The organism is Nocardia sp. NPDC052254 (assembly GCF_040679495.1).
Lineage (GTDB): Bacteria > Actinomycetota > Actinomycetes > Mycobacteriales > Mycobacteriaceae > Nocardia.
On sequence record NZ_JBFAUW010000003.1, the window covers coordinates 254186 to 273065 of the forward strand.

Here is an 18880-nt window from a genome sequence, read left to right on the forward strand (position 1 = left end):
GGCCCGGCAGCTGCGCGTGGTCGAGGGCCAACGGGACAACCTGCGGCTACAGATCGACATGCGGACCCCGGGTGCTGTCGAGGCAAGCGAACTTCGGAACGCGCTGGCGGCGCTGGCGCGCATGTGGAGGCGGCTGGACGTGCGCCTCCTGCAGGCGTTGACGGAAACGACCAGCATCGTGGCGTCGTCGGCGAACCTCGCGGCACCGGCCGATGGTGCCGTTGCCGATGTTCCGCTGCCATCACCGGAGGGTGACGGCACCGCCCAGTGGTTGAACGTCGATGGACACTCGCAGGGTGACGCCGAGGGCGGCCCGTTCAATTGTGGTCCGCTGGTGCAGTGGTTCGTCCGTGACGCCGCGGGAGGTGATGCGGGTGCGGCGATGCGGCCGAAGGATGTGAACGACAAAGCCATCGCCGTATCCGGTATGGACACGGTCGAGTTCCTCGCCGATATGAACATCGGCTGGGCTGCGGGCCACATCGGCGTCGGCGAAAACGGCCTGAGGCGCATGCTCGAGCATGTCGGCAAACAGGGCGGTGTGCTGGTCGGTGGTATTGATCCGGCGGGGAAGGGGCTCGGTCATGTTTTCGCCGTGGCGAAGGTCGACAAGGGTTTCGCCGAGAAGATGAATGCGTTGTCCGCCGAGGTCCGTGGTGGGCCCGAGTTCGTGGTCGGCGAGGTGATCGTCTTCGACAACGCCGCGGGCGGCCTGCTGCGTGGGGATGCGGTGGATCGGTGGAAGGACTCCGGATGGGCGGGATCGGCCGAGGTCCATATGGCTGGCATGGATGCCGATGGCAAGGCATTGGTGAAGACCGAAGAATTGGCCGCCGACGTGCAGAAGAAGCGCGGCCCGGCGAGGAAGGTCGGTGTCGGCCCGGAGGGGCCGTCGGAGATGGACTCCGGCCTACGGAGCGGAGAGCCGGCGGCGTATCGAGCGCTGTATGCCGCGTATTGCACCGACGTGCAGCGACATGTGGCATCCGTTGTCGGCTGGGAGCACCCGGCCTCGGTCCAGATGACCGCCGAGACATTCCTGTTGGCGCGCGAGCGAGTCGAGGAGTTGCCGGCCGGATCGGATTACGAGCCGTGGCTGCGGTCGCTGGCCGACGAGGTGGTGGGCACCCACCTCGAGAGTTCCGAGACACCGGTCGCGGACGCGAATCGGATCGCGGCTTTCGATGCGGAGTTGCGCGCAGACCCGAGCCGGGTGCGAGAGTTGATCGCGGGGCTCCCTGCGGACCAGGAGGAATGCCTCCGGCAGCGGTACCTGGCCTCGCACCCGACGACGACCGCGAAAGTAGCTCGTGCACTGGGAATCCCACGCCACATAGTCGAGGCCCGCATTGCCGCCGGGATCGTTACGGTGACCACGTGGATGTCATTCGACACCTCCCCGCTCCCGGCGGCGATGATGACCGCCATCCGGTCCGCTGATCGCTGGGATTTGATGGTGGGGCTTCGGCTGTTGCAGGAGGCCGATCCGCTCGAGTACCTGTGTGTTTCGAGGTGGATCACCAGCGACTGGCAGATCGCGGTGGTGGCTGCGGAGCTGGGTGTTACTGAGCGCACTGCCGGCGATCGGCGGGCGTCCGGCGCCGCGCGGCTGGCCGCTTTCGTATCGGCGCCGCTCGATCGTGACAAGGCGATCACGCTGATCGAAGATACGCGCAAGTACTTTCCGGCCGTACTGCGAGCGGCACTCGATAAGATGCAGGCGCTGGACAACGAACTGTGGCGGTGCCTGAACGTCCGATTCCGCGACGGCTCGCCGAGGACAACGGCCGAGATGGCTGCCGAATTGGGTGTGCCGACTGGCGAATTCGATCGAATACTGGCCGACGGCGTATTGGATCTCTGCAGGTGGATAGCGTTTATCTTCAACCACAGCGAATGGGGTAGTTCGCCGAGCGCGAGGTTGTCGATTGCCGACGCGAGTGAGCCCGTGGATGGCCGCTGGGCTCTCGAATCCCCGCTGACCGTGCAGCTTACGAGTGACACCCCCGCAGATCCCGAAGCACTGATCGCTGCGGATGCCGAGGTGATGTATGCCGTCAAATGGCTGTGCATGTACAGGGGTTTCGACCGGCACGGCATCCATGATCTCGGTCCGCACCCGGATTCCTTCGAGGTCTCACCGTCGTCGACGACGGTTCTCGAGGAGTGGAACAGCCGCCATCGGGAGGCTCTTGCGGCCGATCCTGTACTGGCCGCCTTGTTCGAGGCGTTCCGGGCGTACTGGCCATGGGGGGGAGAACCGCTGCCGCCGTCCATGAACGCGGTGCTGTACAACCACGGCGACGGCCCGAGCAGGCTCGTGGTGGCCGGTGCCGAGGCGGTGTTGTTCGAACGTTTCGGACCGCCGTTCAACGCCTCGCCGGAAGCGGTGCGGAAGATTGTCGAACTGGTTCGTCCGGAACGGTTGACAGCGTTGGCACGTGCGCACCAGTGGGAGGAACAGCGCGACAGGCACCTGCGGCTTGCCGAGATGATGGCGAATTTGCCCGGCGACGCGGGCGTCCTCTCGGATGCGATGCGGGCCCCGTGTCCCGATGCCTGGACCTGGTTGGCCCAGCTCCCGGATGGAGCGGACATGTTCTCGGTGGTAGTCGATATCGATCTGTCGGGTACCGAACGTTTTGCCCCGCAAGAAGTTCAGGTCGAGCTGCCCTCGTTGGCCGAGTTGATCGAGCGTGTCGAAGAAATCCGCCGTTCGCATCCCTTCAAGCTGGCCTCCGCCATCCGCAGGCTGAGCCTGGTGTGGGAGACCGAGACCAGCGATCAGGTGCGAGCCGTCGAGTCGTGGCTGCGAGACAGCTCCGCCCCCCCACGGTCCGGTGCGGCCGGGGAACGGCTGCGCCGCGGGCTGTCACAGGTCACGGAGTCGGTGACGGAAGAGATTGCCGGTTCCGGGGATCCCGACATCGAAGAGGGACATCGCCGTGTGTCCGCCATTTCGTCGGACGAGGTGGCGCTCGAGGCATACACGGAGGCGACCTGCGCTTTCAAATGGCTGGCCCTGCAACATATGTCCGTCATCGGGCTCTCGGTGTTCGGTCCGAACAAGAAGCAGTGGCAGTCTGTCGAAGTCACGCTGAATGCCGCCATGACCCGGCAAGACATTGTGACCGCGGACCCTGTCATGTATGCGCTGGCCAGCATCCTCTTCAAGTGTTTTCCGCTGGCCACGCGGAGCGAGGACAAGGCCGTGCTCGTTCGAAACGACGGTGAAGGGCCCGCCTATGCGCGGATGCCGTTGCGCGAGTACTTGCTCATGAGTGAGCACGGCTTGCCGTGGCATGCCGGACCCGATGTCGTACGTCGAGTCCTCGGGCTTGTTCACCCCGACCGTCTGTTGGCACTCGCTGACATTGTCGAAGCGACCGATCAGCGGCTTGCGCGGGTCTTGCGGCGCGCGGCCGAAATGATCGCGAGTCTGTCACCCGAGGAAGCCGGGATGTTCGCAGAGGCGTTGCGGGATCGCGCCGGATCGACATGGGACTGGCCGACACCCGCTCCCTACCACGCCGATTGGGCGAAATTGCCGATTCTGCCGCCGATCTCGTTCGACCTGCCCACTTTTGCGCGGGTGCGGACGATCGGCCTGAACGCGCCGGAACTGAACGCCGAAGCAAACGGGCCATCCCAGGTCACGGATACACCGCCGACGCGATCCCGGCTCACCCTGGACACACTGCGCGCGCTGCGGGAAAACCGTCTGGTTGAACCCGCCGGAGAGCTGGCCGTGGTCGAGTACGACACCATGCTTCCCGACCGGCCGGTCGGGAAGCCAACTTCGAGCACAACAGGCTTCAGTCTTCGGTTGGTTCGCGACTGGGAATTCCCGGACGGTCGGCGCGCCACGGTGTTCCTCGGTCCTGATGGAAATCCTTACAACACAACCAATACTGCCGGTGATCCCTTGATACTCGGGTCGCGGCCGCACGATTATTACAGCGGGCCCTCCACCCACGACGCGTACCTCAGCTACCTGAAGCGAGGAATGGGACCGGGTGTCGCGGGTGTCGGGGTCGGGTGGTTCGTCGAGGGGCAGCTCACCACGCTCAACGCGTTGGGCGGCGAGCTGTTCGCCGCCGCGAGCACCGACCCCAAGAACTCCGCGACCTTGTTGTTCGATCTGGACGCGGCCGGAATCGATCCCGATACGTTCGAATTCGATCCCGAGGACTTCACACCCCCTGGTCTGTTGTGGCGGGATCAGTTCGACGCGTTGACATTCGACGACGTCCTGCAGCGCCGAGGCCGGGATGTCGTCCGGTTGCTCGTCGGCTACCGTGCCGGTTTCTCGGTAGACCTCGTCAGCATGGAAACCTCGGGGAACGGTATCGAGGTGACCCTGAAACTCGACCCGGTCGGCGGCGAACCCGGGCAGGTCACGGTAGTGATGAAGCGGGTGAACGGCGTCGCGACCGTGGAGCTGCGCGATGTGATTCTCGGTGCGGCGCGCGCCGGCGTCGCCATGGTGCTGGGCGAGTTGTGGACGCGACTGAGTGCGTGGATGGCGGACTCGTACGCCGTGTCGTTCGTGGACGGCGAAACCCGGCAGATCGGGGACCGGACGGCACCCAGCTGGGCGACTGCATCAGGGAACTCGCCGGAGACATTCATTCGCTCCATGAGTGGCGTTGCGACGGGTGCGGTCGATCGGTATGCGGCGTCGTCTTGGCTGGCGAACAAGCTGCCTGGCTGGCCTGCGTCCACGATCGAGTATGCGAGCAGCATGCTCGCCGAGCTGTTGGACAACGCACGACGGCATACCGACGGCGCGCTGCAGGTCGCGCTGGCGATGATCGGTGATCTTGTGCGCGTGAGCGTATTCGATCAGAAGCAGGTGTTCGATGCGGAGCAGGATCTGCCGCCCGTTCCGGGCCCGGTCGAACAGACCGACGCACCACGGGAACCATGGGTGCGGTCAGGCGTCGATCTGCTGCGGTATGACCGCTCCGGCTGGCGAAAGTCGGTCTGGTTCGAGCTTCATCGAACGGATTGGGCGGAACCCGGGGAATCGGGCCACGCGCACGCAGTCGATGGCTCCCCACGCACAGCGCGCCCCACCCCGAACACACTGCGCGCGCTCCAGGAGCGCGCCGCCACCGGTCGCGCATCGTTGTCTTCGGAGGATGGGCCGAGCGCGGCGGTGGGTGTGCCCGATGGGACGGGTTTGCCCGTCGACATCGAGAGTCATGGCGATGTCCGTCCTGTCGTCCCGTTGTCGCAGTTGCCGGATCCTGCTGTCCGGCAGGGTGTTCCGAGGCAGGGCGATGGTTCGGTTCCTGCTGAGCGGCCGAATGTTGTTCGGACGCTTGATGATGTTCAGTGTGGTCCGCGGGTGGTGGCGGATGTGGCTGAATGTTTCGGTCGTCGTGATGTCGTGGGGTTGGGCCCCGCAGGCTGGGATGGTGTGCTGGTCAGCGAGATCGAGGATGCGTTGGGTGGTCGGGCGCAGCGGGTCGGAGGGCTGGCTGATGCGGTGGCGCGGTTGCAGGCGCGGGGTCGGGAGTTGGATGCGAGGGGGGAGGGTGACCGGATTGCAGTAGTGGTGTTCGAGCCGTCCTTGTCGGTTGGGAAGGGTGCTCTGGGCCATGCCCGTTGGGTTGTGCGCCGGGTCGAGAACGGGGTGGAGCGGTTCGAGTTGCGGGATCCGGGCCGAGGTGACGTCGTTCCGAATCTCGATGTGCCGGTAGATGTCCCGGATGTGCCGGGGACCTTGGCACTGTTCCTGGACAAGGATGGCTATTGGGTTCGTGAGGGTGTTCCGCCGGTTGTCGACGGTGTTCTGGTTGCCGGCGGTGTGGTGCAGGGGCGTGGTGAGTCGGATGACTTCGCGGTGGGTCGGGCCGACGAGTCCGGAACGGGTGCGGAACCGGACCGCGGTGCTCCAGCGGCGGAATCGAATTCCGATCTCACCGCCATTGCGGGGATCGAGAGATTGGGTGAGGGCCTCTACCGCGGCGGTGGGTTCCTGATCGAACCGCAGGGCGACGGTGTCCGCCTGCACCGCCCGAATTCGGCCCTCTACAACGATGCCGAGGTCATGTCGCTGGCGATCGAATACGGCCCTCGCACAGTGATGGTGCACGTTCGGTGTGTACTGCCCCGTGGGAAAGAACGCGGCCCGGTGGATATGACCGGTACCCCCTCAGGGGGTAAAGGTCCCTTGAAAACGAGGGGCCGGGAATGGGTACTGCGGGAATTGGAGGAACGCGCGCAAGCGCAGGTCCCGCTGCGGCAACAGTTGATCGATTCCGGCTTCGAGGAAATCGCCGACGGGATACTGCGCCTGCGCCATCGCGACGACGTACTGACCGCGCTGATGCGGCCCGATGGCGGGATCGAATTCCACACCGAGGTAGTGCGATACGGCATGAATCGGTTGTTCGCTCAGTCCCGGATTCTGGCCGTCGATCCGGTGCCGCCGAGTTCGTGGGGTCGCCCCCCATTCGGATTGCGCCTGACCAATGGCTGGCTGGAATACACCTTCGTCAACGACGAGGAAGTCCACAAACGCTATCGGGTGGTGCGCCCGGTCACCCCGGCCGACGTGGGAATGGAAATCCCGTCACCCCGTCGGGAGGACACCGGTTTCGTGGTGGCGGGCGACAACCTCACGGAGTTGATCCGTCGGCTCGACACCATCAACGGGATTTCGACAGCCGAACTCGAGCGCCGGATGCGACCGGACGCCGATTCGTCGGAAGGCTTCCTCGGCCCGGAAGACAGTCTGCTCGCGACGATGGCCCGCGACAACGACCTGGTTCGAAGCCTCGGTTTGAGCCACACCGATCTCAGCCAGGCGATCGGTCTGACCCACACACTGGCAACCGGGCACCACGTCACCGACTACCTCGGTGCGGGAGATCACTCCTACACCGTGCGCAAGAAATCCACACAGGGAGTTCAGAATTCACCGTTCGGTGACGACGCGAGCGGTTCGGTCGATTACACGGTGACCAACACCACGACCGGCGATACGGTCGAGGTTTCCGAACTGGGGTTGCGACTGATCGAGCGGTACGGCTTCTATCAGGGCACCGGAACAAGCTACCGAGCCGCACCCGAGCAGATCATCGCCACCTACGGACACCTGCTGGAGCGGGTGGGTGGTCTGGAACGACTGCGACAGGTCGTGGCCGAAGTCGACGCCCGCCACCGCGGATTCGGTGGTGGCACGCAGAGTATCGCCGAGCAGGCGGAACAAACACCGCAGCAGGCACTTTCGGGTGCCGAGACTGCGCAGCGGGTCGGTTGGCGCACCGAGGACACACCCGCCGATAACGTCCCGGCCCCACCGCGCGCCGGCGGATGGACGGACTATCCCGATCTGAACGCGGCCGAATACACGAACCTCTATGGGACCGAGCGATACGGAATCCGTGCGGAGATCGAGGACGGCGTTCTCAGAATCACCATCGAAGCCGGCCCCGGGACACCGTCAGGCCGTGAGATGTACCGCCATCTCATGGATTCCCTGCCACGGCCGGTAACCGAGATCCATGAGCATTGGAATTACTACAGCGTCGCGGGCGACTTGATTCGGGGGCACGATCGCGCTCCCTCGAATGAGAAGGAATGGTCAGGGGACAACCTCGAGACCTTCAATGCCCTCATGCAGGATCTGTTCCTGTCCCCGGAGGATGCGGCGCCGCTCACCTTCGGAGGCCGGATGGCCGCCGAATACGGTTACACCCGAGTGCGAATCGTCTCGCTCAGAGGCGACGAGGGCGCGGGCTCGGTGGAAGGTGATCGGTTCTATGGCGAATTCACCGAAGTCGATGTGCGGTTCAGCAAGCCGGAGAGTCCCGCGTCCACCACAGTGCCCGCTGCCGACCGTGAGCCCGATCCGGCCCAGCGGCTGACCCAGCGAACTCGCTCAGCGGCCGGGGACAGTCAGCGGGGTTCGGTCCATGCGGACGGCCACAACGAAGACGCCATGGCCGTCGTCGAGTTCACTCGCGCCGGGAAACCGGTGGTGGCCGCCGCGACATTCGACGGGGTGAGCGGGGCGCCGGACGGGCATCGTGCCGCCCAGGCGGCCGCGGCCGAATTGGGTCCGTACCTGAAACAGGCATGGGCACGGGCACGGTTCGGGCGCAAGCTCACCCGGGCCGCGGTGATGCGGGACGTGCTGCACCATCTCCAGCTGAAGGTGCTGGCCCTCGGACGGCAGCCCGAATACGCGGAGGCCGAGTACAAACCACAGTGCACGGCAGCGGTCGTGGTCACGGAACCGGACCGACTCACCGTCGGATGGGTCGGGGACAGTCGCGTCGCTTGGGTATCGGCCGACGGCCGGCAGGCCGTGTGGTTGACCGCCGACCACACCCCGCTCCGGGTTTACATGACGGAGGAGGGAATAACCGAGAGTCAGGCGCTCGACCGGCGGCCGTGGCTCGCGGACCAGCCGAACGTGATCGAATTCGCCCTCGGCCGTGATGCGCGGATCCCGGCGGGACCGGGCGAGGACGTCGTCCCTGGGGAATACATCACCACGGTCCTGCTGTCGGACGACATCACCGCACCGGTGATCAGCGCGGACGGCACGATCACGGTGCCACGCGGCGGTGTCGTGGTCACCGCCACCGACGGTGCGATCAAGACGATGTCCGATCCGGCGTCGTCGGATCCCACGTCGGTACCCGCTGAGCTCCGTGATGCGGTCCGCGACCATCCCGGTGCGCCCGACGCGATCGCGGCCGAGGTGGTCGACGGCGCGGTCGAGGCGGGCGAGACCGACGACATCACCGTCGTCGTCGTGCAAACACTGCCGGGCGATGCCGAACCCCGCCAGGCCGCCGACGCGGCGGCGCCGAAAAACTCGCGGCAACGGTGGTGGCACCGGAAGTCGAATGCTGGGAGTGCTGTCGATCGGAACGGGACCACCTCGCGCCCCGAACGCGACGAACTGGGACAACGTCCGGCTCGAAAAGGCTCCCAGCGCCGCTTCGGTCCGGATACCTGGTTCGCCGCGGACGAGAACATTCCCGAGGAATTCGGTGCGCATGCGTTCGGGCCACGCAAGCCGGGCAATGGGCTCGATGAGGGACCGATCGCGAACACGATCGAACCGCGGACGGCTTCACCGCGTGGCTCGTCGCCTACACCAGGTTTCCCCACACCGCCGGCGGTTCCGGTTGACGATGGTGTGGTGGCCATTGCGGGGTCGGCCGGTGACCGGGAGGCGGGGCACCTGGCGAACCAGTGTGGCCGGTTGGTGCTCGAGCGGCTGGAATGGGTTGACAAGAAAAGGATTCCGAGCGCGAAGAAGATCGGCCTCGCGGGCATGCTGGTGAAGGACGTCGTGGATATCGCGAAGGCGGATCCGCGGCATCTCCGGCGGTTTGCGATTGATCCTGCTCGTCCGCATCGGGGTGTTGTGGACGCGTTGCTGGCATTGCCGGAGGATCAGCGCGAGGGCGCGTCCATGCTGGTGTTCGACGGTTTCGACAAGGCCGATGAGCACGGTGTCGCCGGGCATGTGTTCCGGCTGGTGGTGGTCGGCGGTGAGGTTCATATCGAGGATCCGGGCAAGGGGGTGTTCGGCCCGTTCGAGGATGTGATGGATCCGGCGGAGTTGGTGGATCTGGAGTGGTTGTGGGCGGTTGGGTCCGACCGGGCCGGGAACTCGCTGGACCTGCCAGGGACGCAGGTTGATCCTTCTGATCTGGAGTTCAGGGTCGGATTGTCGCAGGACACGATCGATGACCAGGTGTTGTCGATCGTGGGTGCGGCCGGACCGCGGTGGTTGGCGAAGTTGCTACCGACTGTCAAGACCCGCTATGTGCCCGAGCTCAAATCAGGCGCGACCGGAGGATTCGACCACTACCGCCTGATGAACTCCATCCTGCGGCCCGGCGTGGACCGAGTGACCCAGGCGGTCGTCCTGCAGCATGAGAACAAGCATGCGGTGGATTTCGACGAGCGAGTCTGGGCTACGGCCGACATGATGTTGCGTGGGGAGTACGTCCACGCCAAGGTGCGCTACGAGGCAACAGCTTTCGCCACCGAAGCGCTGTTCACCATGGTGTTGGAAGCGCGTGGATATCCCGTCGATGTCGACAACAACGTCGAGTACTTCATCTACACCAGGGCCCACCTGCACGCTGTGCAGGAAGCCCTCGGTGTTCAGCCCAACCTCACGGAATCGCAGCAGGAAGCGGTCGGCTTCCAGGCCGGTGTCCGGGCACTGGAAGTCTTCCTCGTTTCCCCCGACAACTGGTACGACGAAATCGGCGAGTCACCGGACAAGTTCGACGAATTCATCGCGTCACCGGACAAATTCGAGGACGTTCTCGCCTCGTCCGGCTACGGCGAGCCGGGCCACTACGTAAAGGAGGCGCGAAAGGACTGGCTCGGTGCTCGGGTGTTCGCCCAGAGCGCCAATGTGCACACGGCGACCACATCGGAAGCCGCCACCGAAATCCGGCGCCGGTCCTTGGCTCGGACCGCCGCGGTCCGCGATCTCGCCATGGTGGATCGCGCGGTCGAGCGGGAACTCGAACGTCTGCACGCAAAGCCGCTCGACCCGTCATCGCTTGCGGACAATCGTCGCCAGGAACATGCTTCGCTGTTGCTTCGTGACCTGATCGCTTGGCGAGCGGCCGCCGCGCGCGAGGCGGCCGCGATTCGTGCCGCAGCCGATTCGGTGGTCGCCCGCGATGTCCTGCGGGCGATGTTGGAGAACGAGCCCGGAACACAACTCACCGATCATGTCGCTGTGATCGGTGGGGATCAGCCACGCCTGATCGTCGTGGCGGGCGAGGCCGACCATGTTCGATTGCGTGATGAGGTGATCGCCGCTCAGCCCGGACTGTCAGGTCTGGCTTGTGAATACCTGTCCGCTGTCAGTGACTGGAACGGCACGGTGTGGCTGGGCGGTATCGAGAATCCGGAATCGCGCCCGGAACCGCCACTGCCCGAGTTGCCGTGGCTGGACCTTGCCGGCCGGGCCGCGGATCGGCGCCTGCGTCGAGTGCGAAAGATGCTGCGCGAAACCGAGATCGGGCGATGGGCCGAAAATTTCCTGAGCGACAACGGCATCCACATACTGTTGGAGGCCGACGCCGACGACAGGTTGTATCCGGCCAGGAAGGTCCTGGTACTCGATGTCGGAGGTTCCGACGCCGAACTCGCTGCCGCGATGGTCGCGGGCGCCGTCCACGTCCGCCAGGAGCGGAATCGTACCGGCGCCACGGCGATGCTGAATCTGATGGAATCGGAGCGCGCGGATTACGTGGCGCAACGCCTGGACGAGGAGGCCGAGGCGCAAGCTGGGCGCGCCGAGGCGATGCGGCAGATGCGTGAGGTCGGCCTCGACAGTGACCCACCGGGCGCGCTCGAGCTCGTATACACAGCGGCCTATCAGCACGTTCGCGGTGGAGTGGGAACCGATCGGGCCCCGGCGGTGGCCGAGATCACGCTGGCCTGGCAGGCCGGTGTCGCGGCGGTACGCCCGTTGCTCGAGCGCATCGGGCCACGATTGTCCGCGCCGACCTATGCCCATTTCTTCGGGTGGCTGTGGGACGACGCGAAGGGGAACCCGCCCGCCGATCTCACATCGGCCGGTGAGGGGTCGCCGGATACGCATACGGCGGGAGCGCAAGACGGGTCGTGGGCGCCCCTCGAGATCGAGCGGCTGCTGACCGCGCTCGTCGAGGAACGGGCGGGCGCCGACGAGGCTCGCGTGCGTGCCCGCGCTGATCTGCCGGAACTGACCGATGGCGAACTGGCCGCGCTGGGGCCGGTTTCCACTGAGCTGGAACTGTTGCGGCGAGCGACCGATCCGCGGACCCGGACGTCGGTCGCCTCGATCGATACGTATCACCGCTGGGACGGACGGGTCGGTCTACTGGACGCCGTGATCGAAGCCTACGCGGAGGCCGATCGGCAGCGGGCAACCTGTGATCTGCTCGCTTTCGAGTCGTCGCACGATCCGATGCAGGCGCGACCCGACACCACAATGATGGTCGAGCTGACGCGGCAACGGGACGAGGTTCGGGCCGAACTCGCGGACTTCCTGGACATCACGCCCGAACAACTCACGGCGGATCAGGCAGACAACCTGTTGGGGCAGGCGCAGCAGCAACAGCAATCCCCGTTGCCGCCGGATGATCCGAGGCGGTTCCTGTTCGCCGACCGGACGGCGACCCTGTGCGAACGGTTCCTGGCGGTGGACCCGATCGTCCGGGCGGTCGATCGGTTGCGTGATTGCGAAGCGCATGCGCGACAGCTCGATCAGCGGGCCCACCCTGCCGTGCCGGAGCCGAAACCCGTGGCGACCCGGATCGCCGAACACCTTGCCGAGGTACCAAGTCTCGGACCCAACGAGCGAGCGGCGGTCACCACCGTCCTGACAAAAGCTTTGGCGCACAACGGCGCTGACCTCTGGCCGGTGGAGCGTGTCGGCACCGGCCACCGCGTCCAGGTGCGCGATGGCGCCGGCCGCAAACTGGTGGACATCGAGATGACCGACGGCGTGGTGCGGGTACGGACGTACCTGCACCGTGACCGCCGGGCTCAGGTTCTGCTGGCACAACAGCTGGTGCCCGATCTGATGACCGGCTGGACCGATCCCGGTGCGGTCACCCGGGCGTTCACGACCGTCCTCGAACGGATGTCCGGCATCGGCGTGCGCCCCACCGTCCGACTGATCGAGGGCACCGGCGAATTCACCATGGAGTTGTCCGGGGCGCGCGGCTCGCGGCAACTCGATGTCACCGTCGAGACCGATCGCGGCAATCTGGCGTTGTATTTCGATGAGGGAGAAGATAATTCGGAAGGGGGCTGGGGTAATCGAGGGCCGTTCCCCGGCCCCGATATCACTGGCCCTCGTTCGACGTATTCCGGCATGGCACCGATCCGGTCGGTGCCGCACGGTGATGCCGCGCATGTGAATGACTGTGTGCCGGTGGCGTTCGAGGGCTTGGAGTGGTTGCACGGCCCCGGCCTGGTGGATTGGTCCGCGTTGGGTGTGGTGGGGATCGAGGGGGCCTCCGGTGGTCGGATCATTGCCGCGTTGCGGCATCAGCCGCCCGGGTTCTCCGATCGGGACGCAGTCGTTCGTGAGTTGGCTGGTCGTGGTGAGAATGCCGCTGCGGTGTTGTTCGAGGTGTACGGCGACTCCGGTATGGGGCATGCGGTGTTGTTGGTGCACAAGGGCGGTGGCCGGGTTGTCGTCGTCCGTGCCGCCGGGGTGGAGACGGACTTCGACGAGTGGGCCGAGGAGCAGCGGATCGACGGCCGTCCGGAACCGACCGGGGTGTGGGCGGCGGTGGTGGACGACGGTGCGGTGGTCGAGGTGCCACGCGTCCTCGGACTGCGAGCCTTCCCGGACGACAGGGACTTCGGCCAGGATCCGGATCCCGATCCGTCGCACGATCCCCCGGTCTTCTCCGCCGGCCCCCCCGACGATGTCATGCCGTTCTCGACGACGACGATGGCCCCGATCGCTCCCGCTGCCGAGGTCGCGATACCGGATCCGGTGGCAGCCACGGACCGTGAGCTCGATGCCTGGGCCGCGGGCCTGTCCGTCGAGCAGGCCTGGGGCGCCATGATCGCCCTGCGCCGGCAGTCGGCCGGACAACTCGCCGCTATCCGCCGCGGGGAGACCCCCGCCACGCCGATGGTGACCGGTCCGGCACGAGCACTCTGCGCACTGATCATCAGGTTCGACGCATTGCTGCCCACGTACTCTTCCCATGTCGGGGTCTCGGAATACGTCCAGGGCCTCAGCGAGCCGATGGTGTGGCACACCGCTGCGCTGCTGGCATCCTGGGCGCCGATCGCGCAGGAGATAACCGACAGCGCCGAAACCGTGGTCGACAGCGTCGGCGCTATTCCCTCCAGTTCGTCGTCGCCCAATCCCGTGTACAGTTTGGCGCCGACGAGCGCGGACCGGGCGTTCGGTCTCGGACGTCTCGCCGATGCCTTGCGCCAGGTGACCGGCGCACCCGCGGCGGCCGAATCATCACCGAACAACGGTGCGGCCGAACGGATTCGAGCGCGGCTCGTCAAAGCCGTTCTGTCGGTGCCCCGGGGCAACGACAATGTCATGTTCGCCGATTTGGCCCTCGGCACATTGCGGACGCGATCGCGACAACGGCTCGACGACACCCTCGCCGAGATCATGCGGCGCCTGCCGGAACGCTCGAGGGCCTATGACGGTATCCGTTCCGCGCAAGGCCCGATAGATATCACCGAGGCGCTGGCCCTGGCATCCGACGCGCTGACGGTCGCGACGCACGAACTCGTTCAGACCACCGATCACGATGCGGGAATCGAACATCTTCGCGAGGTCGGCCGCGTCCTCAAGGACATTTCCGCCGCGGCGGGATTCCCACTGCCGCTGAGCGATACGGTCACAGCGGTCGAGCGATTGTGCGCCCGCCTGTCCGGAGCCCGGTATCTCGGGAACCACGCACATATCACCGGGCCACGGATACCCGAGATCGCCCACGAAGAACTGATAGCCGACACTGCCATCCGGGAAATGCTCGAGCGGCTCTCGACAGCGGGAGTGCCGGATGATTCCGTACTTCGGCAAACCGACCTGGATACAATTCTCGAGCAGGTCTACGCCATCGTGGGTGCCGCGGATACCGCTCGTGACATCGTGGCCCAGGCGCGTGCACAGGTGGGCGACAATCGCGGCGCCTTCGGCCCGGCCGCGACAGCCCTTGGGGAGCAACAACTTCAATTCGCGCGGCATCGACAGTTCGTGCTGGTCGACATGGTGCGACAGAAAACGAGTCCCCGCTCGATTCGGGCCGCGCACGTGGCAACTCGATCGCAGTGGGAAGCGTGTCTGGAAACTCTCCGGCCCGATGAACGTGCCCACTTCCTGCGCGTGTACTGGCACGGAGCACCGGCCGACCCAGAACTCGCGGCTCGCGGCCGCGATGCACTGGCCGACCAACTCGCCCGGGTGGTGCCCGAGGTCGCGCACCCACCAGCCGATGCTTCGGAAACTCTGGCAGACAAGGGAATTCCGGATCTTCTCACCATCGACCAGTACCGTTACCTGGGTGGTAGCACCGGCGAGGAGATGTCCGACGACACGGCCCGGGGCCTGATCGACGCCGCGTTGCGGAAGACCTCGGCCATGTCGGGGCTCTACCACCTCAATATCCCTGTCGGAGACCCGAAAACCGGTCGGTTCATCGTTCGTATCGAACTGGCCGAGGCCGACGGCCTGGACGTGCGCACCGAACTCGAGTGGCGAACCTCCGAGCTCCTCGCGAAGTACGGGGTGCAGGCATCGCGCACGTTCAAGGTGCTGGAGGATTTCGAGCTGCCCGACGGTCGCCGTGCGACGGTGCAGATCATGGGCTTTGTCGAGGGTTCGGAGACCCTCGCCGATGCCGACGCCATCTCGGTCGATCACCTGGTCGCGGAGATCAAGCAACTCCATCGCGACTTGCGGGGAGTTCCGGTGACCCAGATCGCGCCCGGGGAGTTCGTCCGTCAACTGATCGACGAGCAGAACGCCATCTACCAGGCGGCGCGCGCCGAGTTCGGTGAGTTCTTCGACCGGGTAGGGGTCCCGGACCCTCCGTTCGGTCCGGTCGAGGCACGGTCCTGGGCGATGGCCCCAGCGTCTTCCCAGGTCATTCACGGCGATCTGCATTTCGGAAACCTGCTGTTCGTGCGCGTGGGCAATCGCATCGTGGCAGTGGACTGGGAGCTCAGCCGCAACGGTCACGTCGCGTATGACCTGGCCCGACTCGAGCTGTTGACCGGTGTCGGGGTCCACAGCAACGACATCCACGTCTACGCCCTGCTGGCGTCGACCCAGCGACTCATCCACGACACCATCCGGCTGGCCCGTGCGGCAGCCTGCGGGCTGCTCACACCCGCACAGATCGCCTTCATCGGCAACGAGTTCAAACAGGCGTGGACGCGGGTTCGGATGGCGCACAATGTGCCACTCGGAGGGACCACCGGGATCGATCTGGCGAAGCGGCTCGGTGTCTTCACGCCGGCGCCGGCCACGATCGTCAGGCCCGCCGTCGCACCCGTCGCCCGGGGGGCTCACGGTATGCCGGTGCCGGACGAAATCCGTTCCGATACACAGGAATCGACCGACGCGAGGTGGCCGTCGCCGGCGTCCGCTCCGCTCGGAGCATCGCGCGGCCAGTTCGCTCGGGAATCTACCGCGGTCCCGACGATCGACTTCATCGATGCCTCGTTCGAGGAGCTGTCCGAATTCGTGCGGGAATTGACCGATGCGGACGCCCGCGGCTTGCTGGCACGGCTGCATTCGACGCTGAACGACCAGCTCGGCACGCTCCTCAGCGGGGCCGCACCCCGCGCCGACGACACTATCGGCACCACACGGGCATTGCAGGCCCTATTGTTCGAAATGCAGATCCGGCTGGGGGAGGACACGCCCGCCGGGCCCATCGACGACTACCCGACGCTGTTCGTCTCGGCGCGCCACCTGATCTCCTGGATTCCTGTGGTGCGGGAGATGAGTGCGGCGGCCGAAACCCTGGCAGACGGAATCGACGCTGTGCTGGATCCGGGCACAGCGGACCACCGTTGGAGTTCGGGACAGTTCGGACGGGTAGCGCATCTGCTGGAAACCAACCTGAAATCCGTTCCCTGGGCAGACGAAGGCAGCCTCTCGTCCGATGCCGACCCGACGCCCCGTCACCGCCAGTCCGTCGAAGCCGTCTGTTCCGTGATTCACGACTGGGTGGACAGGGCGGTCCGCCGGAATTCCGAGGCCGCGGTCGACGCGTCATTGCGGGCCGAGGCCGGCATCGGCGTCGATCCAGCGCTGATCGATCTCTTCCGGAGATTGCCGGAACGCGCGGCGACCTTCACTCGGGTGCGCTCCGGACCCGCACACCCGGATTCGGAACGCGAGTTCGCCGACGCGACTGCCGACTACGTATCCGATTTGCTCAGTGCCGCACTGTATTACCTCGCTCGAAGTCACGACATCGAGACCGGCCTGGATGTCCTCCGGCACACTATCGACGCATTCGAGACCGCGGCATCCCGGATGCCGCAGCTGCGAACAGTGCGCAAGGCCCTCGACGGGATCAGGCAACTTCACGACGAAGTGCGCGAGAAGTACGACGACCTCCCCAGCTTCCTGCGGGCTGAGCGGATTCGGCGTATCGTCAGCCACTTCGATCTGGGGACACCGGTCGTCTGGACGATCGGTAGGGCACTGGCCGAGATCCGGCACGCCGGTGATCCGGCGGCCGCGACATCTCCGATATCCAGCTGGTATCAGGCGCTGCCGGACGCATGGAAGCAGCTCGACAACCGTCGGCGAAACGCGGGCTCCGGACAGGACGATGCCGGGGCCGCACGCCACCCCGGCACATCACCGGCCGTGACACCGGACCGTGCCGAGGCGCGGTTGCGCCACCGCGCGGAGGCCTTCGCCCGAGCACAATCGGGATCCGACACCGATCTCGCCGACGCGACCGCGGCGTATCTGAACGATCTACTCACCGCCGCGGCGGAACATCTGCTCGACGGGGACGACCACGCCACCGGAACGGCGTATGTCGGGCAGGCATGCAGGGCATTGGCTCTGGCGACGGTGCCTCGACTCGATGTGCCCGGCGTCGCCCACCTCGAAGCGAGACTTCGCCAGCTCCACCGGGACCTGCAGCGATCCTCCGACCCCGCCCAGCGACGGAACCTGGCTCGAGCACTCAGACACAGGTCCCATCTGCACACCAATATTTCCAAGGTGATCCCGAGGCTTCGCGTCCGGGGCTGTCTGCCGCACGTCGCACGGACCATATGGGCACACGGAAACGACGGCGCGTGGATCCCGCAGAACGACGCGACCGACGCCGCCACACTCGAAGCCGCTGTCAATGCCCAACTCCACAAGATCGGTGCTGGAGACCCGGTCGCATCCGTGGTCGCGGAGATGGAGACGGAAGACAGCAAACTGGATACTGCTGTGGTCGTCGTCGACGACGGCCACGAGGCCCACGCGTATGTCATCACCAAGGTCGCCGGGTCGCTGTTCGTCACCGACACCCTCATCGATTCCCCGATCGATATCCCCCGCACCCGCCCTATCGAGGACTGGGAACCCTCCTACGATCACACCGCGAAAGATTTCACGGCCTATGTTGCCCGGTTCCGGAGCCACAAGGGCGCACTCATCGCCCTCGACGAATATGTGGACGAAGAGACACAGCGCGAACTACCGAAGAGTGCTGTCCGGGGCAAATCGACATCGGACCCGTCCGGCGGCACACCCGAATCGGAGCCGTTCTGGGAGCAATTGACCGCCCTGGTCAAAGAGCTTGTGGCGCAGAAGAACTGGGATCAAGCCATCGCCGTTCTGCAACAGCAGTTCGGTGACAAATTGTATCGGTCGATTTCGCGGCGTTACGACGATTCGGCTGTCGCACAGGAAATCACCGACGATGCGATCGATCGCGCCGTCGACACCCTGCACCGGATGCCTGACAACCTCGACATCGAGCGGTGGATAGTCGGTAAGGCCGAGAGACTCATCCCGCAATACGACACGTTCATCGAATTCCGGCACCGAATCGCCGCGGCGGTCGCTGCGTTCGGCGATGTGGATACAGCTGCCCGCCCGGTGCCGGAAACTGTTGGCCGGCTCGTGGAGGTTGTCGAGAAGGCGACTCTCGCACAGCTCCAACAAGCCATGGAATCGCCGATCCTCAGCTACCCCCAACGCGAGTTGATCGACGCTCTCTGGCCGACGTCCCGGCGTGCACATACCGGCCGTGCCGGAATCGGAATCGGCCCAACCGGCGGCATGAAGATTGTGATAGCAGCCCGCCTGCTCGCCCACCAGCTTCGGCTGAATACCGCACAGGAAATGCCGACCGAGCAGGATGAGGACCGC

1 protein-coding gene (only partly in view) is annotated in these 18880 nt (G+C 65.6%); it reads left to right on the forward strand.

This entire window lies inside a single protein-coding gene on the forward strand: locus AB0L57_RS09970, encoding a helix-turn-helix domain-containing protein (RefSeq protein WP_364959628.1). The 129024-nt coding sequence extends 92495 nt beyond the window's left edge and 17649 nt beyond its right edge, so the window shows coding positions 92496-111375 — codons 30832 (partial) to 37125 (complete); the first complete codon in view begins at position 2. Both codon boundaries (start and stop) fall beyond the window edges.